Genomic DNA, 24,500 nt, shown 5'->3' with positions numbered 1-24,500 from the left:
TTTGTATAGGAGATAATACTTATGAACGCTAAATTGACTAAAGTAGTAGCTATGGCCAGCTTGGCAGCATTCTTAACAGTCGGTATTGGTGCCAATGTAGCGCAAGCTAAAGATTACCACTTCAAAATCGGTGAAAACCATCGCATGGAAAAGAACGATGATGGTACTGTAGATAGCAGTGCTCATCCATGGTTCAAACCGGACCAAAAGAAATATAAAAAACACAGAGTATCTGAACGTGAAAAACATGATAAAAATGCCACTGCTAAACGCAGCGAACAACATCAACGTTCCGAATCTACAAATGGCTAATCATTCCCCTTTCATAACTGGTTATCCAGTCATATAACACATAACTAAACTAACTAACCTAAAAAGGACGTTATACCACATGTATAACGTCCTTTTTAGTATGTATTGTATTATCTATTTTATTATGCGTTAGCTTTTTGTACCGCTTGTTTCATGGATTGTACGTAGTCAAATAACGCTTGGTCAGCATGTTCACCGTGTTCTGCAACGATTTTAACGATAGCAGAGCCAACGATAGCACCGTCAGATACGCGAGCCATTGCTTCCGCTTGTTCTGGCTTAGAAATACCGAAACCAACAGCTACAGGAATATCTGTATATTTGCGAATCGTCTCAACGATGGATTTAATATCTGTCTTGATTTCGCTACGCATGCCTGTAACACCGAGGGAGGATACGCAGTACACAAAGCCTTCTGCATCTTTTGCGATCATTTCGATGCGGTTTTCAGATGTTGGAGCAATTAAGGATACCACTTCAACGCCATGTTTATTAGCTACGCTAGCGAGTTCTCCTTTTTCTTCAAACGGCATGTCTGGCACGATAACACCAGAGATACCAACCTCTTCGCAGAGAGTAAAGAATTTTTCGCGACCAAATACGTAGATTGGGTTCAAATAGGTCATGAATACGAGAGGAATCGTCACCGCATCATCACCGGTACGCAAACGGCGCACCATATCGAAGATATCGTGAATTTTTACGCCTGTAGATAATGCGCGTGTGCTCGCTTCTTGGATAACTGGACCTTCCGCTGTTGGATCAGAGAAAGGAATACCAATTTCTACCATGTTGGCGCCGGCTTTTACCATCACACGAATATAACGTTCTGTATTTTCAATGCCATGGTCACCAGCGCTGATGAACGGGATGAATGCCTTGCCCTTTGTGAAAGCGTCTTTAATTTTACTCATGAAGATCCACCCCTCTGTACTTCGCCATAGCCGCTACGTCTTTGTCGCCACGACCAGATAAACAAATAATAATGATATCGTCCTTGCTCATAGTAGGAGCGATTTTACGAGCATGCGCCACTGCGTGAGCACTCTCGATAGCTGGAATAATGCCTTCTAAGCGAGACAAGTATTCGAATGCATCCACTGCTTCATCATCTGTTACAGGCACGTATTCAGCACGACCGCTATCGTGCAAGTACGCATGTTCAGGTCCGATGCCAGGGTAATCAAGGCCTGCAGAGATAGAATATACTGGAGCAATTTGGCCGTCTTCGTCTTGGCAGAAATAAGATTTCATGCCATGGAAGATACCAACAGAGCCTTTTGCGATTGTTGCTGCATGTTCCTCTGTATCAACACCACGACCAGCTGCTTCACAACCGATGAGGCGAACACCTTCATCAGGAATGAAGTGATAGAACATGCCCATCGCATTGGAGCCACCGCCTACGCAAGCCATAACCGCTGTTGGCAATTTGCCTTCTGCTTCAAGGATTTGCTCACGCGCTTCACGGCTGATGATGGATTGGAAATCACGAACGATCATCGGGAATGGATGCGCCCCCATAACAGAACCCAATACATAGTGTGTATCAGACATGCGGTTTGTCCATTCGCGCATCGCTTCAGAAACAGCATCTTTTAATGTACTTGTACCAGTTGTTACAGGATGTACCTTAGCTCCCAATAATTCCATGCGATATACGTTAAGTGCTTGACGTTCACAGTCCTCTGCACCCATGTATACTTCACATTCCATGCCCATCAACGCAGCGATAGTAGCCGTTGCCACGCCATGTTGACCAGCACCGGTTTCAGCAATAACGCGCGTTTTACCCATCCGTTTTGCCAATAACATTTGACCAATTACGTTGTTCAACTTGTGGGAACCAGTGTGGTTCAAGTCTTCCCGTTTTAAGTAGATTTTAGCGCCCCCAAGGTCCTTTGTCATGCGTTCTGCATAGTATAAAAGGGATGGACGGCCTGTATATTTTTTATGTAAATCCTCAAGTTCGCGTACGAAATCAGGATCATCTTTGTACTTGTTGTACGCCTCTTCCAATTCGATGACCGCATTCATCAATGTTTCTGGCATAAATTGGCCACCAAAGGAACCAAAATAACCATGTCTTTGTTCACTCATATAACTTACCTTTCTATCTATCATTCCTGCTAATGTACCATGTTATGACAGGGCTATTGTTCTTACGATGTGGGTGAAAGCTTTAATCTTTTCATCGTCTTTCACGCCTTCTGTTTCAATGCCGCTGCTAATATCGATGCCATAAGGGCGAACCGTACGAATTGCACGGGCCACATTGGTACTATCGATGCCGCCTGCGAGCATAAATGGTCGTTCAAACTCATCTAACGAGGACCAGTCGAATACTTCGCCTGTACCGCCCCGCTCATCTTTGTGGTATGCATCAAACAAAAGCATATCCGCACTGCTATCAATCCATTTTTCTGCATCTGCCGCACTACGAACTTGAACAGCTTTCCAAACCTCTACATTAGTACATTCTTTTAAGGATTGGATGAAAGTCTCATCTTCATCGCCATGAAGTTGAATCACATCAAGTTTGACTTCCTCAGCAATCTTAAGTAGGTTTTCTACCGTTTCGTTTACGAATACGCCTACTGTTTTAATCTTCTCAAAATTAGAGTTTCCTTGGACAAATTCCTGACTGTCCTGACCGTCTTGTGCTGTACCAGTATTCATTGGTGCTGTAACTTCACCATATACTTTTTCGTATTGCTTATGGAACTCGTCCACTAATGTCTTACCTTGCTCCACAGTGACCTGCCGTTTGCTCGGTGCAAATACAAGGCCCATATAGTCAGGCTTTGCATCGACTATAGCAGGGATAGTTTCCACCTTAGAAATACCGCACATCTTAATTTTTGGTGTGTAGTATGTGGGACCATAGAGATATGCCAATTTCTCAACCTTATTAGGAGAACGCATAAAGGTTTCCCCCATCAAGGCGACGCCGATATTGTTATCCCGCAATACTTGGATATCCTCTGGCGTTTCAAGTCCACTTTCTGATACGAAGATTACATCGTCTTCCACGAGATTGCGTAAGCGCACGCTGTTTTGTACATCTACAGTGAAGTCTTTCAAATTACGGTTGTTAACGCCAATGATACGAGCACCACAATCGATGGCCATTTGCACTTCGTGCTCGTCATGAGCCTCTACCAAGGAGGATAAGCCTAGAGAGTCGGCTAACTCACGGAATTTTGTTAACGTAGGCACATCTAAACATGCACAAATCAAGAGGATCGCACTAGCGCCCCACACCTTCGCTTGGTAGATTTGGTATTCATCGATGATGAAGTCCTTGCGAAGTACAGGGATTTTTACAGTGCTTGCAATTTCTTGCAAATATTTTTTATCACCTTTAAAGAAGTCTCGCTCAGTTAATACAGAGATAGCCGCTGCGCCTGCTACTTCATATTCTTTAGCGATCTCTAAATAGGGAAAGTGCTCAGCAATGATGCCCTTAGACGGAGATGCCTTCTTGACTTCGCAAATGAAGTTGAAGTCTTGCTGACGAAGGGCTGCTTCAAAAGGAAGTCCTGTATCAGATGGTAACGCCAAAGCCGCTGCTTTTACAGCCTCAGGCGTTTCCACCTGTTTTTCTTGGGCTACCCGAATTTTGGTAGCCTCTACAATTCTATCTAAAATCAATGGTTATACCTCTTGTGTTGCTTTCACAAACTGTTCCATTGTGGCAAGAGCCTTGCCAGAGTCAATCATATGTTTCGCCTCTTCAATGCCCTCTGCTAATGTAATGCCATCTTTTGCAAGGTAAATCGCCATACCTGCGTTGAGGAGAACGGCAGTACGTTTGCCACCTTGTTCACCACCGAGAACGCGGCGAGTAATCTCAGCATTCACCGTAGCATCGCCACCTTCAAGATCAGTTTTATCAGCGTATTCGAAACCGTATTCCTTAGGATCGAATTCATAGCTTGTGAAAGTACCATTATTAATTTCGCATACGTACGTTTTATTGGTAGCTGTAATCTCATCGAGACCGTCGAAGCCGTGTACCACTGCACCGCGTTTAACGCCAAGGTTAGCCAATACGCGAGCCAATGGTTCTACTAAGGATTTATCGTACACGCCCATTAATTCTACAGTAGCACCTGCAGGGTTTGCCAAAGGTCCAAGGATGTTGAACACCGTACGAACGCCTAACGCTTTACGTACAGGACCTGCATATTTCATAGCTTGGTGATACACAGGGGCAAACATGAAGCACATATTTGCTTTATTGAGAACTGCCTCGTTTTGTTCACCATTAAGCTCTAATTTAGCGCCTAAGGCTTCGATTAAATCAGCAGCGCCACATTTACTAGATACACTGCGGTTACCATGCTTTGCTACAGGAATACCTGCTGCAGAAATGATAAAACCAGACGTAGTAGAAATGTTGAACGTATTAGCCTCATCACCGCCAGTACCTACGATTTCCACAACAGTACCTTCATGAGGCACAGAACCAGCCTTCTCGCGCATAACCTCAGCAAAAGCCGTAACCTCATCTACAGTAGGGCCTTTTGCGGCAAGGGCGCACAAGAACCCTGCCATAGGAACCTCGGGTACGTCGCCGCTCATAATCTTGTTCATTGTATCTTTTGCAAGGTCGTAGGATAAATCTTGACCGTGCGTTACTGCATATAATGCGTCTTTAATCATTTTATATCTCCTTACTTGTTGTTCATTTTACTTCGCTTCAACGTTAATAGGGCATATACCTGCGTTAATGCAACATGTGATTCACAGGGACCTATGCCCTCCACTGGCCGGGTCTGACTACGGCCTACGGCCTTCGCAGGGCCAAAGTCGGGCCTAGAACCCCGTGAACTCACATAAACGCTATGACATTTAATCTTTTATATGCCCTACTCATCGTCACATTCGCAATAAAATGAACAACAATTCAATATCTCTCAAATGATCCTGCGCATTATATGGAGTAACGCACAGATCATTTCTTTATGTGGATGGGAATGGTGGTGCTTTGCACCACCTTTTCCTATGTTAGGGGTTCTGATTCGCATATTTCTTTAGAAAAATATGTCTATCGTTTAAGGTATGTGCTGTAGAGGGGCTATTGAATGAGTAATGCCAAGGTTGATTTGGCAGGAAATAAGGTCTTAAGGAACGACTTGGCGGCCCCACAAAGTGGGGCGGTGGCCACTCGGAGTTCCGAGAGACCTTATTTCTGCCCTATCGTTCTAGAGCCTTAGAATAGCCCCTCGATACATAAATTAGGCTGTAGGTTATTTTTCTAAGAAATTGCGAATCATTTGTTCCCCGTTCGGTGTCATGATGGATTCCGGATGGAATTGCACGCCGTAGATTGGGTAGTCTTTGTGTTCTACGCTCATTACTTCGCCGTCGTCTGTAATGGATGTGACGATGAGCTCACTTGGCATGGTTTCGTCGATAATCGCCAAGGAGTGGTAGCGTGCCACTTCAAATTGTTCTGGTACGCCTTTAAGGATTTTGGATGGGTGTACTTGTTTGGCTACGCTTTGTTTACCTTGCATCACTTGTTTTGCGTAGGATACGGTGCCACCGAATACTTCGCCGATGGCTTGGTGACCGAGGCATACGCCGAGAATTGGGAATTCACCTTTGCATTCGCGCAATAGGTCTTCGTATACGCCCGCATCAGCTGGTCTGCCAGGTCCTGGTGAAAGTATCACATAGTCTGGTTTCAAAGCGCGGATTTCTTCAACTGTTAATTCATCGCTGCGGATGACTTTAATATCTGGATCGATAGAGCCTACTAATTGGTATAAATTAAAGGAGAAGCTATCGTAATTATCTATAAGGAGTACCATTATTCTACCTCCTGTGCATCTGTAATTGCGGAAATCATGGATTGGCCTTTTATTAAGGTTTCGTTATATTCACTAGCAGGTACGCTATCGCGAACGATTCCAGCGCCAGCGCGAACATAAACCTTGCCTCCTTTATTCATGGCCATACGGATGCCGATACATACGTCCATGTTACCGGAGAAATCGATGTAACCTACGGCACCACCGTATACGCCGCGTGGGCTTTTTTCAAGTTCGTGTAAAATCTCGATAGCACGAATCTTAGGTGCCCCAGACAATGTGCCTGCTGGCAAAGTAGCACCAATAGCATCAAGGGCATCTTTACCATCTTGAATGTCACCGCTTACAGTAGATGTAATATGAATTACATGAGAGAAGCGTTGTAACATGTGTAATGCTTCAACTTTTACAGAACCAAATTTAGCAATCTTACCTAAATCATTACGACCAAGGTCAACGAGCATATTATGTTCAGCCAACTCTTTTTCGTCATTAATGAGTTTTTCCTCAATAGCGAGGTCTTCTGCTTCGTTTTTACCACGGCGCATAGTACCTGCAATTGGGAAGGTATACATTTTACCATCTGTCAATTTTACCAATGTTTCTGGAGAGGCACCTGTAAGCTCTACATCGCCACCAGATAGATAGAACATGTATGGAGATGGGTTCAACGTACGCAATACGCGGTATGCATTTAGCAAGCTGCCATCGAACTCAGCTTCACGGCGGTTAGATACAACACATTGGAAGATATCCCCTTCCTTAATGTAATGTTGTGTCTTTTTAACAACTGCCTCAAACTCATCCTTTGTAAACTCAGAAGTAAACTCTGTTTTAAGGATCCCTTTTGGAATATTAGCCTCTTTACCGTTTACTACGAGGTCAGCTAATGCTTTCAACTCAAGCTCAGCCTTGTTATAGTTGCGTTCCAAATCGTTTGTGCTGATGTTAGCAATCAAATAGATTTTATTTTTATAGTGGTCAAAAGCGATTACCTTATCAAAGAGCATAAGGTCTACATCGTTTACCATAGCAGAGTCATCATCCGGTGTTGGGAAGTCTAATGTTGGCTCAATATAGCGGATGTATTCACAAGCAAAGTAGCCTACAAAGCCGCCTGTAAAGGTTGGTAACTCTTCTAAACGAGGGCTTTTATATTGACTCAAAATATTGCGAATTTCTGCAGCTGGGTCAGAGCATTCAAAAGTACGTGTTGTACCGTCTTTGATAGTCATTGTATGGTTTTTGCAGAAAAGCTCAATCTTAGGATCGTAGCCTAAGAAGGAGTAACGGCCCCAATGATTACTATTATCCGCACTTTCAAGCAAGTATGTATGACTGCTCACTTGTTTTAACGCTTTCAACACACTAATCGGTGTGCGTACATCGGATAAAATTTCCATATATACAGGCACGATATCGTAGCCCGGTGCGATAGCTTTCACACGGTCAAGACTAGGGAAAATCATGAGAACCTCCATCTGGCATTTGCCAATAAAAAACTCGCCCATGACAATATAACGTCAAGGACGAGTCTATAGTTCTATTCTTATACAATTATTAGAAAATACTTGTATTATGCTATAAATCGCGGTACCACCTTGTTTGAATGCAGTGCATTCCCCTTTCGCAGGATACTAACATATCCCTCACGACTAACGCTCGTGTGACGTCGCACCATACTAGGAATGAAAGTTCATTCTGTTCCATGCGCCCTCGGTGGTCCATTTAATAAGCTGCGTACTACGGGTTCTCAGCTAATCCCGCTCTCTGTGAGTGCATTTCCTATTTTTATCTCCACCTCATCGGTTTCTTTTAGGCGAGTATAAAATTATAATCTGATTATACGTTTTCTATAGAATGAAAGTCAAGGATAATCTTAACTTTCACCTTATCCTTAGATTCATTAATTATCTAATATGCTTACTTGTAATCAAATAATATCCCCTTATTCTCCCTAACAAATTCAGAACATTTATATTGTGTTCCTCTAAACACTAATAGTATACTGAAATTACATATGTTATCAGCTTCTACTGATTATTATGCAGAGGAGAGAGAATGAGTTTTTATTTTACTGATCAAATACAACAGTCTTTCAATAAAATATTCCATCAATGTAATAAAGATATCGCTTGGGCGGGCAAGGCTGAGCTTGAGACCCTTGTGAAATTAGACGAGGAAGGCCAAACGATTCCTGGTATTGGCGATGTGTACGCTATTTTGGCGCGCGTCTATTCTGGCCCTCAGTTCACGTGGATTGAGGCAGGCTTTCCTGAGGATGACACAAAGGCGTATAGCTATTTACATACGGCTATTCGTAAAGGCAGTGCCATCGCCATTTTACAAGCTATGCGTACCTCAGGAGCCCTGACACCAACCATCGAAAAAGAGTTGCCTATGACGAAGGACCAAGCATTCCAGCGTGTCTATGAGGGCGCCCAAAAGGGTTGTTCTTACTGTGCCTACGCCATTGCCAATGTATACCAATGGGGGGATTATCACATCTTACCATCGGCTAAAAAGGTGGCTAATGAAGGTGAACCATCTGGCTTTGCCCGTTTTTTAAAGGGCTTATTTGTACAAGCAGATCAACGTAGATTGGCCAATAAAGTAAATGCTATTGCTCAGCAATGGTTGCGTAAATCTGCCGAGGCAGGCCTTGTTATTGCATACCGCAACTTGCGCATTACCTATGTAGAGCAAGGCAACAAGAAAATGGAAGAACACGTCATTTTTGAAGGTGCTAAAGCAGGTTTGCCTCTCATGATGTATTTAACAGGTGATATTTGTAAATCACGTGGGGAGCATGAACGAGCTCTCCAATATTTTGAGCGCGGCGCCGCCATGAATAATGGCATGTGTTTGCGTGAAGCTGCCGAGTACTATGCAAAACCACGTGAGTCTAACAAAAGAATCCCTCAGGATATTCAAAAGGCCCTCAGATATTACGAGCGCGCTGCTATAAGCCCAGATTACTTAGACTTTGACGACCACGCTTATGTTACAATGCAAGCCATCATTATTCGTACCTTGAACATCGATGGTCAGTCCCAAGACTGGTCTCGCATTGCTCACTTATTGCAACAACCAGCTATTTACACGCTCGATGCTATCTGGCCATATCTCGCTTATGTATTTACTTTCAAAAAAGGTAATACCCCTGCAATGAGAAACGCCATAGAGTGCGTTAATCAGGCTAGCAAATGTCACGATAGATACGGTAGTTATGACTATGCGGACCATCTATGGCAACTAGCAGCCGGCTATTGCTACGAAATTGGTGCCATTACAAATGAACCGGATTTAGACCAAGCCGTTACGTTCTACGAACATGCTCGTGAAAGCATCAGACGTATTAACACAAGAAATGATAATTGGTTAAGTACTGGTGAGCCCTTGGTAATCCCTGACGAAGCATCTGAACGATTAGAAGCCTTTGAACTCGTTAATGGCCACTATCAGTACAAAGAAGGCATAAAAGAATCTTCTACAACTTGTAATCCTATGCCACCTACATGGCCTCAAAATTCTGTGGATGTATTAGAAATCTTCGAGGACTCTACTACTGGTTGGCGCACGAATAAATACGACTGGAATTTCATTCAACGGGAATGGGATACACAAAAATATCTCAGCTTTATCATCTACGATAATCGCCAATCCATAGAAAACGTCATTTACGATGTGTACAGTATCGTTATGTTCCACAATGAAGATAAAAACTCTTGTACGATCTATCTATACGGATACCTTGAGGATACTAGTAGACAGGATGAAAACGTGGAGCCTACGGTGTATGAAATACGATACTTTAAAGAAATGTCCATTCCTGAAGGGCTCGCTTTAATTAAAGAGTTCTATGATTATGCTACATTGCCTGTTATTGATGAAAGATGGGAGAGACAGTACAAAAATACTACGCCTCCACGGGAATATGTATTAACTTGCGACAATGATATTTTCTACCTCAATCAATATGAATTTTCCAATCAAATGATTAAGGATGCCTTAGAAGGCGTAGCCAATGGCAAGTATGATATCATGGCCGTTCGCCCATCTAACCTCGACGATCCAGGTATTAGCTACTTCATCGAGCGTGGAAAAGGTAAAAACTTACACATTAGCCTCTATATCACGATAGAAGACGACGTAGAGGACGACATCGTATATGGCTTTGAACGAGACTCTAGCAACTTAACATCCATCAACTACTGGATTCAGGAATCTATAACTAGCAATAATCTTCCTGACTTAAGCGATTGGGAAGAAGTTAAAAAGAAACATAATTAATAATTATTTCGTAGCAAGAAATAACTAGCCCAAAGTCATTAAGCAAAAGACTAGCTCAAAGTCATTAAGCAAAAGACTAGGCAAAAAATGAGCCTACAAGTTTTTATAGCTATAAATGTATTACAAGACAAAAGGAGGGATACTTTGGAAACGTGGAAACGAACGGTGTACATCAGTTTAGTATGCGTATTCTGTACAGCCTTTGGTGTTAGTCAACTAGCTCCAATTCTACCTTTATACTTTCATGATTTAGGCGTTAAAACTCCAGAGGCAATGTCCCTCTGGTCAGGTTTAGCTACGGGTGCCACCTATATAATCGTTTGCTTAGCTGCGCCATTTTGGGGACGTGTGGCTGACAAAAAAGGTCGTAAAATTACATTAATACGATCTAGCTTTGGCATGGCATTATGCAATATATTAATTGCTTTTCAAACTACACCCGAAGGGGTTGTTTTAATCCGACTCGTTCAAGGTCTAGTAAGTGGTTTTTACTCGGCATCAATTACATTAATAGCTTCAGAATCACCTATTGAGCGGACAGGTTGGGCCTTAGGATTATTAGCATCTGCTAATCTTGCTGGTTCACTAATAGGGCCTTTATTGGGCGGCTATATTGCAGATACAGTAGGCATTCGCAATGACTTCATTATCGTCGGTACGCTCATGGGTTTAGCTGGTGTGCTGGCTACTATATTCATCCATGAAAATTATGTACCACAACCGAATCCTGAAAAACTTTCCATCCGTAAGTTGAAAGAGCAAATACCGGAATTTAATAGTATTGTCGCATTATGTGTAGCGTCCTTTATCTATGCAATATGCATCATGTCCTTACAACCTGTTATCTCTGTATACATTAAGGGAATCGTTCCTAGTGATACAGAAAATCTAGCATTTATTGCAGGCGCTGTATTCTCCGCTATGGGTATTGCTCAACTTATGAGTAGTTCTCCACTAGGTAAATTAGTCGACAAGATTGGGCCACGTAAAGTATTAGTAGTATCTCTTATTTATGTAGGGATTCTAAATATCCCTCAAGCCTATGTTTCTGATGTATATCAACTGGCAATCATCAGATTCCTACAAGGTTTTGGTTTAGGTGGCATGTTGCCTGCCTTAAACACTTACCTCTCTTCAAAAACGCCTCGAGAATTTACAGGCCAAGTATTTTCCTATAATCAGTCTTGTTTGTTTTTTGGTTATTTCTTAGGGTCTGTTGGTGGTGCTAGCCTTATGGCATGGCTAGGCTTTACTACCCTATTCTGGGTTAGCGGTGGCTTATTTATTATTTCCGCTCTCTGGATTGGCTTCAAACTTAAATAATACAAAGATATGTAAAAAGAACCCTATCATGATTGAACTGCACCTCCAAAAATTGGGCCTAATTTTTGGAGGTGCAGTTTTTTATGTCAAAATAGGGTTCTTTTATTGTGTATTCTAAAGTTTAACGTCTTTAATATATCTGTAATTTATGAATTTATAGTTTTACAGCTATATTTTAATCTAATCATAGTAACAATAGCATAATCACTACGGTAGCAATAATACATGGTACAGCATTGCGTTTTGCCATTTCCATAGGGTTAATGCCTGCAAGGCCAGCAATGATGATACCTGCACCTGCTACTGGACTCATACTACGACCGATGCCAGCACCTAATTGGGCCATGGAGCCGAGTTGCATAATGCCATAGCCAAAGTCTGCCGCATGCGGTGTAACAGCTCCGTTAAACGCAAGGGCTGCTGCATTACCAGAACCAGAGATAACAGCTAATAAGAATGGACCAAAGGCTGCACCAATTTGAGCGATTTGTTGAGAGTTCTTCATACCATCAATGAGTGCACTTGTAAGTCCAATGTACTGCATACCCGCAGTAAAGGCTGCTGCCGCAGCCATAAGACCCACAACATCACACATACCATCGCCAGTACCGCGGAAGAATTTCTTAACTGCTTCCGTTACATTAGGACGTACAGCAATAATACCGATGGCTGTACCAATTAACATGGATACCGGAACAGAAATTTCTGGAATCACCGCTACTTGTTTACTACCGAGTACGAGTAATACAAGCGGAATGATTGGGATGATAGCATATAAATAATTTACTTTAAATTCTTTACCTTCTTCTTCGTTAGCATCTTTCAATACATAGCCAGTATGTTCCTTCTTAACGATAGCTACGATATTGAGCAAGATAGCTGCTACGACAATACCAATAATAGCTTGCATAGAGAAGCTCGCAATAACGGTCATTACGTCTTCACCTGCTAGTTGTGCTACTTGTGGGTTAAACATAAGACCTGGGCTCAATGCACTTCCCCATGTACCTAGGAAAATAGCAGAGCCTGCCATCGCTGGATGCACACCGGAGCGAATAAGTGCAGGAATTAATAGAGCACCTACTGCCGCTGCACAGCCTGCCGCTGTAGGTAACGCAATGTTAATCAAGAACGTAATAATAACAGCACCAGGGATGATGATTTTAGTCATTTTTTTAAGGCCTGCAGAGATGAAATATACCATGTGCTCTGTACATTTTGTATACTCCATAACATAACTAAAACCAAGCACTGTACAAATAGTTGGTACAAGGCCTGGATTTGTAAGTTCTTTTACAAAGGCTGTCGTACCAGCACCAAGTTGCCCACCAATAAAGCACATTAACAAACCCGATAATAATAACACGAGCCGTGTTTCAAACTGTTTAATAATGGCAATAAACGTCGCCACTACGATAACAATACCGGCAATAACCATAATCTCTCCAATCTGTGTATTCCCTACCAATAGCGAGTATTCTCTGCCATTCTATTGCGGAATACACCCTTCTAACCACGTAAAATATGATATCTTAGCTAGTTAACACATTGCTAACTAAATTATATCTACATCAAATATTCCACAGTACTCAACCTAGTTAAGTTTAGTACTTTCTAAGCTAAGCTTTCTTAGCACCGTGTCTAATATCTTAGCTCCCGTAACGATGTCATCCATATCTGCAAATTCAGCCGGATTATGACTAATACCTTCACGGCATGGGATAAAAATCATTCCTGTAGGAACATCATCAGCCCAATGCATGGCATCATGACCTGCACCGCTTGGCATGGTCATATAGTCTACGCCTACAGACTGAACAGCCTCTTCAATTTCTCGAATCATAGCTGGATGCATCGCTACAGGATGATCCTGTGCAACAGGCTCAATCGTATAGGATAAGCCTCGTTTCTCTGCAATAACATCAATATATTCCTTAATGAGAGTAACCACAGAATCACGGGCCACCTTAGAAATACTGCGAATATCGACGCCCAGTTTAACGGCCCCAGGAATAACGTTCATCGCTCCTGGCACAACCTCTACTACACCGACTGTACCCACTACTGGAGGCTCTTCTTGCATGGATGCAATCTCCTCAATACCGAGAATGATTTTAGAAGCCCCACAGAGTGCATCATGACGCAAGTTCATTGGTGTGGCCCCACTATGATCCGCATTACCACGAATGGTTACATAGAACCGTTCTGGTGCAGCAATCCCCGTTACAATACCGATAGGCTTAGCTTCGTACTCTAACACTTTACCTTGTTCAATATGAATTTCTGTGAAAGACTTTACAGGTCTCTTATATTCCATATGCTCAATAGCATCTGGATTTAAATTACGCTCTTTTAATGCGTCATACAAGGAAATGCCTTGTTTATCTACTAAGCGATGTAAATCTTGCAATGTCAATTCACCGCGCATAGATTTACTACCCAATGTAGCTGCTCCAAAGCGGCTAGACTCTTCACACATAAAGTCTACTACTGCAATGGTATGATCATGTTCAAAACCATCATCAGTCATACTGCGAACCGCTTCGATAGCAGATAATACACCTACAACACCATCATAATTGCCCCCATTAGGCACGCTGTCCGTATGAGAACCAACCATGACAACCGGTAAATCAGGATTCTTACCTACCTTATAGCCTAGCACATTTCCAAAATCGTCTATCTCTACAGTTAGACCTGCATCAGTCATGCGGTCAATAATATATTGCCGCCCCTTCCAATCTGCATCGGTAAAAGCTAGGCGATTGATTCCCTCACCAGGTGCAGTCAACTGTGCCATAGCATCAAAATCTTTAGCTAAACGCTCTCGTTGAATCATATAACACCTCACAATCTAATACTCATATTACATCTAATATATAGCACACTATACATATTTCGATGCATACATCTATATAGTTATGTACCTATAGCTTGGATGTATGCATCACAATATCTCAATCAATATGTCCTATTTTAAATAGTGAGTAGCAATTGTACCTAACGCAACAATACCGTTTAGCATGTCTTCTTCATCGATATCGAATAATGGATTATGATGAGGTGCTTTAATAGCTGAGCCCAATACCATATAGGTTGCTCGACCACCACGATCAATAACACGATTTAAGAAGTAAGCACAGTCTTCACTACCGCCACCGCTATAATCGAATGGAACTTCTTTAAAGATACCTAATGGTTCAATGATAGATTGTACTTCGCGAGCTAAATCATCGCTAATACGGCCTGCAGGAGTTTCACCTTGTTTTGTAATTTCAAAGGTACAATCATGCATTTCTGCAGCACCTTTAATAATGGTCTTAGTGCGTTCAATCATATAATCATTAATCTCTGTAGTAGCACCACGAGTTTCTAATTTAAGTGTTGCTACATCAGGAGTAACATTGCGACCTGTACCACTTTCAAAAACGCCTACATTCATGCGAGATGCACCCCCACTATGGCGAGCAATGGCTTGTAAGTTAATAACAGCTGTACAGCCTGCAAGCATGGCATTTTGAGCCTTTTCTGGAGAACCACCTGCATGGGAAGAATAACCATGGAATACAGCATCAAGTTTTGTAGTCGCTAAAAAGCCATGATCACTACAAGCAAAGCAATTAGATAACTGTTCATTAAATCCGATATGCATGCCGAACATCAAGTCTACATCATCTACTACGCCAGCCTTTACCATCGCTTTAGCACCACGTACGCCTTCCTCTGCTGGTTGGAAGATAATTTTAATAGTACCCTTCAAGCCTTCCTTATGTGTAGCAATATATTCAGCAAGACCAAGGCCCATTGTCATATGTGTATCATGACCACAAGCATGCATAGCCTTCTCATGACGGGAACGGAAACCATTCTTAGCAGGAGTATGGTTAGATGCTTTAGATTCGATTACATCATTGGAATCCATATCTGCACGGAATGCTACTACAGGACCATCATCACTAAACTTCATAGTTGCCACAATAGCTGTTTTACCATAGCCCATCTTCTCTACTAGTTCAGGATCAGCACCTTCATCCATAGCACGAGCCATTGCTGCTTTCATAACATCCTCGCTCGGCAAACCCATACGAGAATCTAAATCAAGCACTTCTGCACCGAGTGACACATCATAACCCAAAGCAATTAGCTTTTCAGCTACTTTAGCGGCAGAACGATATTCGAGCCAAGCTGGCTCTGGATACATATGAAAATCACGACGTAAAGCAATAAAATCATCGCGGCGTTGTTGTACGAAATCTTTTACAGACATACTTACCTCCTAAAATACAATAGATACTATACTTCAACTATATAAAGAGCTACAAAAATAGCTAATTAAATAGTCAACCAATAAGATTATGTATACAGAATTATAAATTTCTATATACATCAATAATAATTCTTATATTTATTATAACTTATATTGATATTTTTAGAAATAAAAAAACATACACACTATGCCTAATAAATATACATAGTAATATATGTTTTTTAAACAGTCTTTCTCTACTGTACCGCTTCTGTACAAAGCATTATGCCCTTAATGTATGCCCCAAAAGAGCATACACACGTAGATCACACAATTTCTTCTTTATTTAATTTTTTTAGTACTTCTCGTTTAATTTGTCGTTGACGATCCCAAGCAATAATAAACACAGTAGCAATGATGCAAACCATGCCAAAAATGCCGACCAGCATAAAATGATTCCCAAGCAATACCCATCCAAAGATCGCTGCTGAGATTGGTTCTAATGATGAAAGTATAGAGCCTTGTATAGCACCAATGAGTCTAACCCCTTCCATATAAGCATTAAAAGATACGACTGTACCAAGTATGATGATGGCGAATAATCCTAACCAGGTCATGCCATCCCAGAGGGCTTCCGATTCTACTTGTTGAAACATAGCTAAAGATAAAATACCACAGATAAACATGGCAAAGCCCACAATGGATGTGGTGCCATATTTCTTTAATAGCTCAATAGGTTGCAATGTATATACACAGATACTAGATGCCGATACAAGCCCCCAGAATAAAGCAAGCACATTAAAGTTTGAAATATCTAGCCCTTCTTGCATGACGATACAGAGTGTTCCCACCAAGGCCAATACAATACAGAAAAACTCTGGTATAGATGGCTTTTTAAAGTATCTCAAAAACAAATAGATAATGATTAGCGTAGGCGCAACATATTGAAGGACCGTAGCAATACCGACTCCTGAAATGGCAATAGCCTTGAAGTATGAGTACTGAGCTAAAGCAATACCTAAAATACCAAATACTAATAATTTCCCTATATCCTTTGGTTCTTTAAAGATAGAGAAAATACGCTTACCATCCCTTATATAGGCAAGACCTATCGACAATATACCTGCTATGAGCAAACGCGCTTCTAGTAGCCACTCCACATTGATATGCTTTGCATTTTCAAGGAATTGTACAGATGTGCCTGAAAGCCCCCAAAACAGAGCTCCCATAATGGCGAGGCCCATGCCCTTCCATTGTTTTTCCTCCATAAGCCCCTCCCATGACGATTACTTTCACAATATGTATCATAATAGCAAAGAGGTCCCAACCGCTGCAATACGCAGAGATGAAACCTCTAACATTAAATTATAAATATAGTTACATCAATATAGATTAACTACGTTTTTCTAAAGCAATAATAATAACGGTAGCAATGATCATAGCCATACCAATTAGCCCTAATGCACTAAATTGGTTGTCTAACAAAGCCCATCCAAAGAAAGCTGCTGAAATCGGTTCAATAGATGACAAAATGGATCCTGGAACGGCGCCAATGCGTTTAACCCCTTCAAGATACGCATTAAATGATACAATCGTACCGAGAAATACTACATTAAAACAACCCACCACAGTCCATACATCCCACATAGCATACGAATTTGGCTGATGAAATAAAATAGCAGCAACAATACCACTGAGAAGCATACCAAATCCTACAATCGGCAAGGTTCCATATTTATATAATAAATCTACAGGAGAAACACTATATACAGCGACCCCTACAGCAGATAGGAGTCCCCATACGAGCACTGCTAGTGGGAATTGCTCCATAGAAAAGCCATCATTCCCCATCAAACAAATCGTACCTACCAAGGCCAGTATAACGGAGATAATTTCCCCTTTAGAGGGCCTTTTACCATAACGAGCTAGCATATAAATAATAATCATTGATGGCGCCAAGTATTGGAGTACCGTCGCAATACCGGCCCCTGCTAAAGCAATAGATTTAAAGTATGTATATTGGCATAAAGCCATGCCAAATACGCCAAAAACGATAAGGCCTGCTGTATCTTTTAAACTACGAAAGACATGGAAGATAGAATTACCATATTTAAACCATGCATAAATAACAGTCAACAGTCCTGCTGTAATTAATCGCATGGTGACTAGCCATTCCAAGTTCATATCCCTAAAGTTACTTAAGAACTGTACTGAAGCACCTGATACGCCCCATAAAACAGCACCTAATAGGGTTAGTAAGACACCTATAATTTCATATCGCTTCATAGGATTACTCGCCTAAGAGATCCACATGCACTTTTACAACAACCTTGCGGATTTTAATAGGCTTATCATTAACAGCTAATAGTGGTCTATGGATATCAGATGGGAAGAATACTGTATAGTACCCTTCTGGGCAATGGATTTGTCCTTCATCTTCAGCTTCGTTTGGGTAGAAATAACAATCACGATCTGGATGAGACTCCACAGGCTTTACGAGGCCTTTATCTACAAAAAAGCCCATATTTTCTTCCCCATCTACCATGAATTGAATATCTACATAATTGCGGTGAGACTCAGGTTTTGTAGTTTCAAACAATTTTGTTTCTACATCGTCTACATTGGCGTACATCATGTCCCCTTCAATGGCATGACGGCCGCCAGGCAATGCTTTCAAATCTGTATTTTTTAGGAAATCCAAAGCTCGTACGATAGCTTTAGGATAACCCATTTTTGTATAATCTGCAGTAATGCTAGAAAAAAACATATACAATCCTTTCCCGATATATGGAAATAACACCCGATACATAAAGAAGTATATTATCTTAATGTTAGCACATATATACATAAAGGACTAGCAATTCTATTATTTCCACTGCATCTATACATACCAGTGATTAGGTCCCAATATTCTCCGTTATCGATTAAGCTCTATTCTAATCTATTTCAAATATAGTAAAAGCCCTCCATACGCTACATATATGGAGGGCTCGTGTAAAATACTATTCAAATTTATGACTTACGTCAATTGTTATGCTATTAAGTTGTTACGATATGCAATTATCTATTCAGTTGTAGTGATTCTAACTGTATTTGATACAGTACGTGGACATGGTCTTACTTTATTCTTGAGTCTTACGAGCAGCGATAATTTCTTCCGCTTGCTTATGTGGAACCTCTTCATAAGTATAGAACTGACGGTTAAATACGCCTTGTCCTTGAGTGATAGAGCGCAATGCAGTTACATAGTCGGCCATTTCAGCCAATGGTACTTGTGCTTTAACAACAGAAATACCTGTTCTTTCACTTTGTTCCATGCCTAATACACGACCTCGACGGCTATTTAAATCACCCATGATGTCGCCCATGAAAGCATCTGGTGCAAACACGTTAACTTCATAGATTGGTTCTAATAGGACTGGTTTCGCCTTAGGAATTACATCCTTGATAGCTTGTGACGTAGCTACTTTAAATGCTAACTCTGAGGAGTCTACGCTATGGTAAGATCCATCCAAGAGTGTCACTTGCACGCCAATCATAGGATATCCCGCAATTAAGCCTTTATCTAGGGTTTCTTTGGCACCCTTTTCCACTGCTGGTATGTATTGTTTAGGTACAGCACCACCAAAGATTTTGTCTACGAACGCAAATTCCGTACCATCATATAATGGATCCACTTGAATCTTAACGTGACCATATTGACCATGACCGCCACTTTGTTTCTTATATTTAGACTCGGTTTCAGCAGAGCCTTTAATTGTTTCGCGGTATGGAATATATGGAGTCACAAGTTTAGCTTGTACGCCATATTTACGATCCATTTTGTTGAGGATATGCTCGAGATGAACCTCGCCCATACAATCGATTTGTAGTTGACGGGCCTCAGCATTTTTCACTACTACACAAGTAGGATCTTCTTCTGCCACTTTTAGAACAGCACTAGCTAATTTTTCCTCCTCACCTTTTTTCACAGGTTCTAATGCCACTGTGTATAGAGGTTGAGGGAAGCGGATAGCATCGTATGTTACTTTAAAGTCAGGAGCAGTTAAGGTATCCCCAGTCTTAGCATTTGCCAATTTCGGTATCACTACGATATCGCCAGCTTTAGCGGAGGATACAGGGATTTGTTGCTTCCCAATAAGGGTAACCATCTTGCCCCATTTTTCTTCTACACCTTGATTTACATCAAAGAGGCGATCGCCTTCTTTTAGTTCACCAGAGAAGATACGTACAAAGCTTTGTTTGCCTGCGAATGGGTCTAACAATGTTTTAAATACAAATGCAGTTAAAGGTTTATCTACATGTACTACACATTGTTCGCCGGTTCCCGCATCAGTTGCGGTCATCACTTTTTTAGTTGCATCCGGCATGTAACGGATCATACGATCCAATACTTGATCTAGGCCAATACGAGATGTGGCACTGCCACACATGATTGGGCACACACGGCCACTAATCATCCCTTCACGCAAGCCTTGGCGAATTTCCTCTAAGGATAATTCTTCGCCTTCTAAATATTTTTCCAACAATTCATCGCTACCTTCAGCCGCGGCTTCTACGGTCATTTCCCGAATTTCTTGAGCCTTTTCGATAAGGTGAGCTGGTACAGCAATCTCTGTTGGTTGGCCGTCCTTATAAGTAAACGCAGTCATTTTTGCTACGTCTACGACGCCTTCAAAGTTGGCGCCTTCACCTATAGGAATCTGCAATGGCATAATACCTTTGCCAAATAATTCCCGCATTCTTTCAATAGTACCGAAGAAATCGGCACCATCCACATCCATTTTATTGATAAATGCCATGCGCGGCATTTGTAATTCAACTGCATAATCCCATGCGCGAACTGTGTCAGTTTCTACACCAGATGTGGCGGATAGTACCATCAACATACCATCGCACGCACGCAAAGCGGCACGAACTTCACCATGGAATTCATTATAGCCTGGAGTATCTACGAAGTTAACCTTATGGTCATGCCATTCACATGGAGCCATGCCCAATTGGATTGTTACGTTACGTTTAATTTCTTCAGGTTCAAAGTCCATAATATGTTTATTGTCTTGGCCTTTACCTACGAAATCAACCGCACCAGAGGTTAACAACAAAGATTCGACAAGAGCTGTTTTACCCGCACCATCGTGGGAAACAACAGCAACATTTCTAATTTTATCACTACTGTACTCTTTCATCGGAATCGCCTCCTTAATGGCAAATTACGGCTTTTGCTATTACATTTCGACACCCAAATAGAAAAGTCCTCTTTTTCCGAAAAAATTTATCAAAAAAAGAGGACTCTTTATTAATATTAATTTATATATGAGTATTATCTACCCACTAAAGAGGCACAGCCTCCAAGAAGCGCCATGAAAAGTGCCCAAATTATAGCGAAGATTATGGACGTTAAGATGCAGGCAATGAATACTTTCATCTTCGTAAGCATTACTTGTGTTGCCATAAGTTCTAAGGATACCCAAATGGATATAACCAATAAGGCTATTGTTCCTACAAAATAGATAACACCAGCAAAGGCCCTACTATCGAATGCAAGTCCTAAAATCCCCATTAAAACCATGATTATCGTATAACCAATACTAAATAATAGTACCCCATACCCTTGTAGATACCAACTAACTTTCATAATCGCCTGTACATTGTCGGTACCACCCATCTTAGTGATAACCCAGTTGTATACATAGGAACCGATGGCTACCATCACAAAGGACCAGCCGATACTGATAAGCCATGCAAAGATGAACATAAAACTGGCACCGATACCGATTAAATAGGTTAAACCAGTAAATTCATTATGAGGGAGAAATGGAATTAACATAGTCCCAAATAAAGCCAATATAATATATGGAATAGCCCACAAGAATACAGTGCCCCAAAATCCTTTATTCAATGTCCCCGATTGTACAACTTGATCAATACCGCCTTTAAAAGGACTAGCAAATAACCGCCAAAAATCAGAATACCATTTTGTCTCCATAATACACCTCTAATATATACAAACTAAAACTCTCCCGTACGCTTGCCGTAGTGTTTGGAGTCACCATTTTGCTTCCAACCCACGGTATCACCGATGGACATTACGCGGCGCGTTAAGCAGTCTTTACATTTATCTGCATTATCATCTACACAAGGTTTGTTATCATATAACAAATACTTTGCCCGATGTTCAGGGATTGTAATAATAGGCATCAAAATATTGGCTCCTGCAGCAAGGCCTTTTTCACGGCCAAGTTTATCCAAAGCTTGTAATGCTGTTGTAGCCGCAATATTTACGTCTTTTAAGAATAAACGTGTTAACGCAATCATCTTAAGACCCAATTGAATACGGCGCAATTTACCAGCTTCATCATCGATGCCCATAGCTAATGCTTCTTGGCCTAGGGGCGTATCGTGATGTACCACATATGGTCCCATACCAATCATGTCGATATCCATATCGCGATAGAACAAGATATCGTTCACTAAATCTTCCTCAGTTTGACCAGGCAAACCGATCATGACACCTGTACCTACTTGGAAGCCTACGCGGCGCAAACGACGTAAGCATTCAACGCGCGTTTCAAAGGAGTGCAATTCATCTTGAGGATGAATTTTATGATACAGTTCTTTATTTGTTGTTTCAATGCGCAATAAATAACGACTAGCACCGGCTTCACGCATGCGGCGGTACGCCTCTTCGCTTTGTTCCCCTACGCACATCGTAATGCCCAGGGAACCATCGCCAATGGCTTTAATATCCCGAATGAGATCTACCACATAATCAACGAATATATCATCACTGCGTTCACCAGATTGTAACGTAATAGAACCATATTCATGGTCATAGGCCCACTGCGCCATCTTGATGATGTCTTCTCGGTTCATATCAAAGCGTTCCGTCTTATCATTTTCACGACGGATACCGCAATAATTACAGTTTTTGATGCATCGGTTCGAAAACTCGATGAGGCCCCGATAATACGCTACAGGCTTTACATATTTTGCCTTTACTTCGTAAGCCTTTTTATATATTAACTGCAACTCGTCTTCATCAGTTACAGACATGAGAAATCGCAATTCTTCCTCGGTCAGCCATTCATCGCCGACGAGGTCTTTTGCAAGAATGTCTTGCACTTGCAAACAATCACTTCCTTTCATAACGAACCGTCATCGATTCGCTTGGTATAGTAATGGAATCTATGTCAGTGACACAAGTAAACCCATTAACTTCGCGCGGCAAGTCACGCACATGTTTCACTTGGTTCGTTAAACATTCGTGAGCCATCACACCTCGACTCATTTTCGAGGACGTACTCATCTGTTTAAACGCATCGCCTCGCAATTCCCAAAATTCAACAGTTACCACCTTCGGATGGTTTACCATTTTGGCGTATTCTTTAGACGCTAGATTTAGGATCCAATCTTCCTTGTGAAAGTATGCATCCACAGTTTCCCGCCAAGTATCGTATAGATTAATACCTACTTTATCGACCATATCGAGTCGATAGTCTCTAACGCCCATCATAGGCTCTACGACGCCGTACAAGGCAGACATAACAACAAGATGGCTTTCACCAAAGACCTTGGCCTCTTCAGACAAGTTCTGCCAGTCTAAATATTTGAAAGCAATACCATCGTAGCTTTCACAAGCAAGCCCTACAGGATGAGACGCAAAATCTTGATAGAAATCAAAGATAGCCTGCGCCTTATCATCCTTGAGTTTCAAAGCCTTACCAAGGGCCGCCACATCTAGGGACTGCACATGTTTTACAATGTCTTGTGTAATGTGCGGTTGAAATTGACCGTCTAAGACTGTAGGATTGACTGCCCCGTCGTTGATAGTAGCAGGGGTAATCGTTTTAGTCTTACTAGGAGAGAGGACGATTTTCATGGGATAATTCCGCCTTGATAGTTTCCTCTGTCAAATTGTCGATCAACTCAGGATTCCACAACATAAGAGGCACAGCCACTACATGGCTAGCTTTCATTTCTTTACATAAATTAATGCATTCTTTAAGGTAATCAGAATCTTCATCTACAAGATCGCATACGATAACAACGTGACGACCTTTTAAATTTACACCTTCGTAGTCGATGCTGCCAGCAGATACTGTAAGCATGCCAGTTTCTAGACGACCTTCGCTCATGTCGTTCAAGCGAGACATTAGAACGTGTTCGAGCATAGTAGATACAGGCGTTACCACGCGACCAATGCCGATAAGAGCCTCAGGTTGGGCGTGAACAATAACTGTTTTCTTGCGTTTATCAGTTCTAAAATCAACGAGAGCTTTTTCTAAAGCGCCAAAGAACACGAATAATTGCCAAGGATCAAAAGAACCTGTTTGGAACATGTCGATAACAGAGCCATCCTCATCCATATTTAGGCGCGTTAATAATTCCTCTGCAATGTCGTTTACTACAACACTAAAATCAGATTGCATTGCATCTTGTACTTTTACTTCCTCTGCCATTAGGTCCTCCTAATTTCTATCTATTACACTGGTGAGGGATTG

Annotated in this window: 20 protein-coding genes; 3 read left to right on the top strand and 17 right to left on the bottom strand. The window is 41.5% G+C overall.

The window, feature by feature from the left end; all coding sequences use genetic code 11:
• Positions 1–21 precede the first annotated feature (21 nt).
• A complete protein-coding gene (locus VCHSUH03_RS07485) occupies positions 22–312 on the top strand; it encodes a hypothetical protein (protein WP_105094574.1) in 291 nt (96 codons plus the stop codon).
• Between the two features lie 122 nt (positions 313–434).
• On the opposite strand, the gene trpA is transcribed toward VCHSUH03_RS07485, so the two are convergent.
• The 6 genes from trpA to VCHSUH03_RS07455 form a co-directional block, all read right to left on the bottom strand.
• Entirely contained in the window at positions 435–1,226 is a 792-nt protein-coding gene (trpA, locus tag VCHSUH03_RS07480) for a tryptophan synthase subunit alpha (RefSeq protein WP_105094573.1), read from the bottom strand.
• Complete coding sequence (gene trpB, locus VCHSUH03_RS07475) at positions 1,219–2,412, bottom strand: tryptophan synthase subunit beta (RefSeq protein ID WP_105094572.1); 1,194 nt, start codon at positions 2,410–2,412, stop codon at positions 1,219–1,221. The genes trpA and trpB overlap by 8 nt, the downstream gene beginning before the upstream one ends.
• A gap of 42 nt (positions 2,413–2,454) precedes the next feature.
• Entirely contained in the window at positions 2,455–3,966 is a 1,512-nt protein-coding gene (gene trpCF, locus VCHSUH03_RS07470; RefSeq protein ID WP_105094571.1) for a bifunctional indole-3-glycerol-phosphate synthase TrpC/phosphoribosylanthranilate isomerase TrpF, read from the bottom strand.
• 3 nt (positions 3,967–3,969) lie between these two features.
• Complete coding sequence (gene trpD, locus VCHSUH03_RS07465) at positions 3,970–4,980, bottom strand: anthranilate phosphoribosyltransferase (RefSeq protein WP_105094570.1); 1,011 nt, start codon at positions 4,978–4,980, stop codon at positions 3,970–3,972.
• Between the two features lie 587 nt (positions 4,981–5,567).
• Positions 5,568–6,134, bottom strand: coding sequence for an anthranilate synthase component II (locus tag VCHSUH03_RS07460; RefSeq protein ID WP_105094569.1), 567 nt, complete (start codon positions 6,132–6,134; stop codon positions 5,568–5,570).
• The gene (locus tag VCHSUH03_RS07455; protein ID WP_105094568.1) at positions 6,134–7,603 is read right to left on the bottom strand and encodes an anthranilate synthase component I family protein; all 1,470 of its coding nucleotides are present in this window, start codon (positions 7,601–7,603) and stop codon (positions 6,134–6,136) included. Before VCHSUH03_RS07455 ends, VCHSUH03_RS07460 begins: the two co-directional genes overlap by 1 nt.
• A gap of 592 nt (positions 7,604–8,195) precedes the next feature.
• Between VCHSUH03_RS07455 and VCHSUH03_RS07450 the strand changes: the two genes are divergently transcribed.
• Positions 8,196–10,427: a tetratricopeptide repeat protein gene (locus VCHSUH03_RS07450; RefSeq protein ID WP_105094567.1), complete on the top strand. Its 2,232-nt coding sequence runs from the start codon at positions 8,196–8,198 to the stop codon at positions 10,425–10,427.
• A gap of 144 nt (positions 10,428–10,571) precedes the next feature.
• Positions 10,572–11,750 carry an MFS transporter gene (locus VCHSUH03_RS07445; protein ID WP_105094566.1) on the top strand — a complete coding sequence of 393 codons (1,179 nt, stop codon included), beginning with the start codon at positions 10,572–10,574 and terminating at the stop codon, positions 11,748–11,750.
• A gap of 184 nt (positions 11,751–11,934) precedes the next feature.
• Here VCHSUH03_RS07445 and dcuC read toward each other — a convergent pair whose 3' ends face one another.
• The 11 genes from dcuC to VCHSUH03_RS07390 all read right to left on the bottom strand — a co-directional run bounded on the left by dcuC (position 11,935) and on the right by VCHSUH03_RS07390 (position 24,458).
• A complete protein-coding gene (gene dcuC, locus VCHSUH03_RS07440) occupies positions 11,935–13,188 on the bottom strand; it encodes a C4-dicarboxylate transporter DcuC (protein ID WP_105094565.1) in 1,254 nt (417 codons plus the stop codon).
• 156 nt (positions 13,189–13,344) lie between these two features.
• Positions 13,345–14,589 (bottom strand): M20 family metallo-hydrolase, encoded by a 1,245-nt coding sequence (locus VCHSUH03_RS07435; RefSeq protein ID WP_105094564.1) that lies wholly within the window; start codon positions 14,587–14,589, stop codon positions 13,345–13,347.
• A gap of 132 nt (positions 14,590–14,721) precedes the next feature.
• Positions 14,722–16,017: an amidohydrolase gene (locus tag VCHSUH03_RS07430; RefSeq protein ID WP_105094563.1), complete on the bottom strand. Its 1,296-nt coding sequence runs from the start codon at positions 16,015–16,017 to the stop codon at positions 14,722–14,724.
• A gap of 305 nt (positions 16,018–16,322) precedes the next feature.
• Complete coding sequence (locus VCHSUH03_RS07425; RefSeq protein WP_105094562.1) at positions 16,323–17,264, bottom strand: DMT family transporter; 942 nt, start codon at positions 17,262–17,264, stop codon at positions 16,323–16,325.
• Between the two features lie 124 nt (positions 17,265–17,388).
• Positions 17,389–18,282, bottom strand: coding sequence for a DMT family transporter (locus tag VCHSUH03_RS07420; protein ID WP_105094561.1), 894 nt, complete (start codon positions 18,280–18,282; stop codon positions 17,389–17,391).
• Between the two features lie 4 nt (positions 18,283–18,286).
• On the bottom strand, positions 18,287–18,763 hold the full coding sequence (locus tag VCHSUH03_RS07415) for a NanQ anomerase/TabA/YiaL family protein (protein WP_105094560.1): 477 nt from the start codon (positions 18,761–18,763) through the stop codon (positions 18,287–18,289).
• A gap of 355 nt (positions 18,764–19,118) precedes the next feature.
• Positions 19,119–21,185 (bottom strand): elongation factor G, encoded by a 2,067-nt coding sequence (gene fusA, locus VCHSUH03_RS07410; RefSeq protein WP_105094559.1) that lies wholly within the window; start codon positions 21,183–21,185, stop codon positions 19,119–19,121.
• Between the two features lie 134 nt (positions 21,186–21,319).
• Positions 21,320–21,985 (bottom strand): hypothetical protein, encoded by a 666-nt coding sequence (locus tag VCHSUH03_RS07405; protein WP_105094558.1) that lies wholly within the window; start codon positions 21,983–21,985, stop codon positions 21,320–21,322.
• Positions 21,986–22,008: 23 nt separating this feature from the next.
• Complete coding sequence (hydE, locus tag VCHSUH03_RS07400) at positions 22,009–23,145, bottom strand: [FeFe] hydrogenase H-cluster radical SAM maturase HydE (protein WP_241567161.1); 1,137 nt, start codon at positions 23,143–23,145, stop codon at positions 22,009–22,011.
• Positions 23,132–23,878 carry a YaaA family protein gene (locus tag VCHSUH03_RS07395; protein ID WP_105094556.1) on the bottom strand — a complete coding sequence of 249 codons (747 nt, stop codon included), beginning with the start codon at positions 23,876–23,878 and terminating at the stop codon, positions 23,132–23,134. The genes hydE and VCHSUH03_RS07395 overlap by 14 nt, the downstream gene beginning before the upstream one ends.
• Positions 23,856–24,458 (bottom strand): hypothetical protein, encoded by a 603-nt coding sequence (locus tag VCHSUH03_RS07390; protein WP_060925028.1) that lies wholly within the window; start codon positions 24,456–24,458, stop codon positions 23,856–23,858. Before VCHSUH03_RS07390 ends, VCHSUH03_RS07395 begins: the two co-directional genes overlap by 23 nt.
• Positions 24,459–24,500: the final 42 nt, after the last annotated feature.

The sequence above is a fragment of the Veillonella infantium genome, from assembly GCF_002959895.1.
Taxonomy (GTDB): Bacteria; Bacillota; Negativicutes; order Veillonellales; family Veillonellaceae; genus Veillonella; species Veillonella infantium.
This window is presented reverse-complemented; position numbering and strand designations above follow the sequence as displayed.

What these genes read in the sequence shown, in the direction of transcription:
- VCHSUH03_RS07485 (WP_105094574.1), top strand. Translation starts at nt 22, where the DNA reads ATGAACGCTAAATTGACTAAAGTAGTAGCTATGGCCAGCTTGGCAGCA.
- trpA (WP_105094573.1), bottom strand. Translation starts at nt 1,226, where the DNA reads ATGAGTAAAATTAAAGACGCTTTCACAAAGGGCAAGGCATTCATCCCG.
- trpB (WP_105094572.1), bottom strand. Translation starts at nt 2,412, where the DNA reads ATGAGTGAACAAAGACATGGTTATTTTGGTTCCTTTGGTGGCCAATTT.
- trpD (WP_105094570.1), bottom strand. Translation starts at nt 4,980, where the DNA reads ATGATTAAAGACGCATTATATGCAGTAACGCACGGTCAAGATTTATCC.
- VCHSUH03_RS07460 (WP_105094569.1), bottom strand. Translation starts at nt 6,134, where the DNA reads ATGGTACTCCTTATAGATAATTACGATAGCTTCTCCTTTAATTTATAC.
- VCHSUH03_RS07455 (WP_105094568.1), bottom strand. Translation starts at nt 7,603, where the DNA reads ATGATTTTCCCTAGTCTTGACCGTGTGAAAGCTATCGCACCGGGCTAC.
- VCHSUH03_RS07450 (WP_105094567.1), top strand. Translation starts at nt 8,196, where the DNA reads ATGAGTTTTTATTTTACTGATCAAATACAACAGTCTTTCAATAAAATA.
- dcuC (WP_105094565.1), bottom strand. Translation starts at nt 13,188, where the DNA reads ATGGTTATTGCCGGTATTGTTATCGTAGTGGCGACGTTTATTGCCATT.
- VCHSUH03_RS07435 (WP_105094564.1), bottom strand. Translation starts at nt 14,589, where the DNA reads ATGATTCAACGAGAGCGTTTAGCTAAAGATTTTGATGCTATGGCACAG.
- VCHSUH03_RS07430 (WP_105094563.1), bottom strand. Translation starts at nt 16,017, where the DNA reads ATGTCTGTAAAAGATTTCGTACAACAACGCCGCGATGATTTTATTGCT.
- VCHSUH03_RS07425 (WP_105094562.1), bottom strand. Translation starts at nt 17,264, where the DNA reads ATGGAGGAAAAACAATGGAAGGGCATGGGCCTCGCCATTATGGGAGCT.
- VCHSUH03_RS07420 (WP_105094561.1), bottom strand. Translation starts at nt 18,282, where the DNA reads ATGAAGCGATATGAAATTATAGGTGTCTTACTAACCCTATTAGGTGCT.
- VCHSUH03_RS07415 (WP_105094560.1), bottom strand. Translation starts at nt 18,763, where the DNA reads ATGTTTTTTTCTAGCATTACTGCAGATTATACAAAAATGGGTTATCCT.
- fusA (WP_105094559.1), bottom strand. Translation starts at nt 21,185, where the DNA reads ATGAAAGAGTACAGTAGTGATAAAATTAGAAATGTTGCTGTTGTTTCC.
- VCHSUH03_RS07405 (WP_105094558.1), bottom strand. Translation starts at nt 21,985, where the DNA reads ATGGAGACAAAATGGTATTCTGATTTTTGGCGGTTATTTGCTAGTCCT.
- hydE (WP_241567161.1), bottom strand. Translation starts at nt 23,145, where the DNA reads ATGAAAGGAAGTGATTGTTTGCAAGTGCAAGACATTCTTGCAAAAGAC.
- VCHSUH03_RS07395 (WP_105094556.1), bottom strand. Translation starts at nt 23,878, where the DNA reads ATGAAAATCGTCCTCTCTCCTAGTAAGACTAAAACGATTACCCCTGCT.
- VCHSUH03_RS07390 (WP_060925028.1), bottom strand. Translation starts at nt 24,458, where the DNA reads ATGGCAGAGGAAGTAAAAGTACAAGATGCAATGCAATCTGATTTTAGT.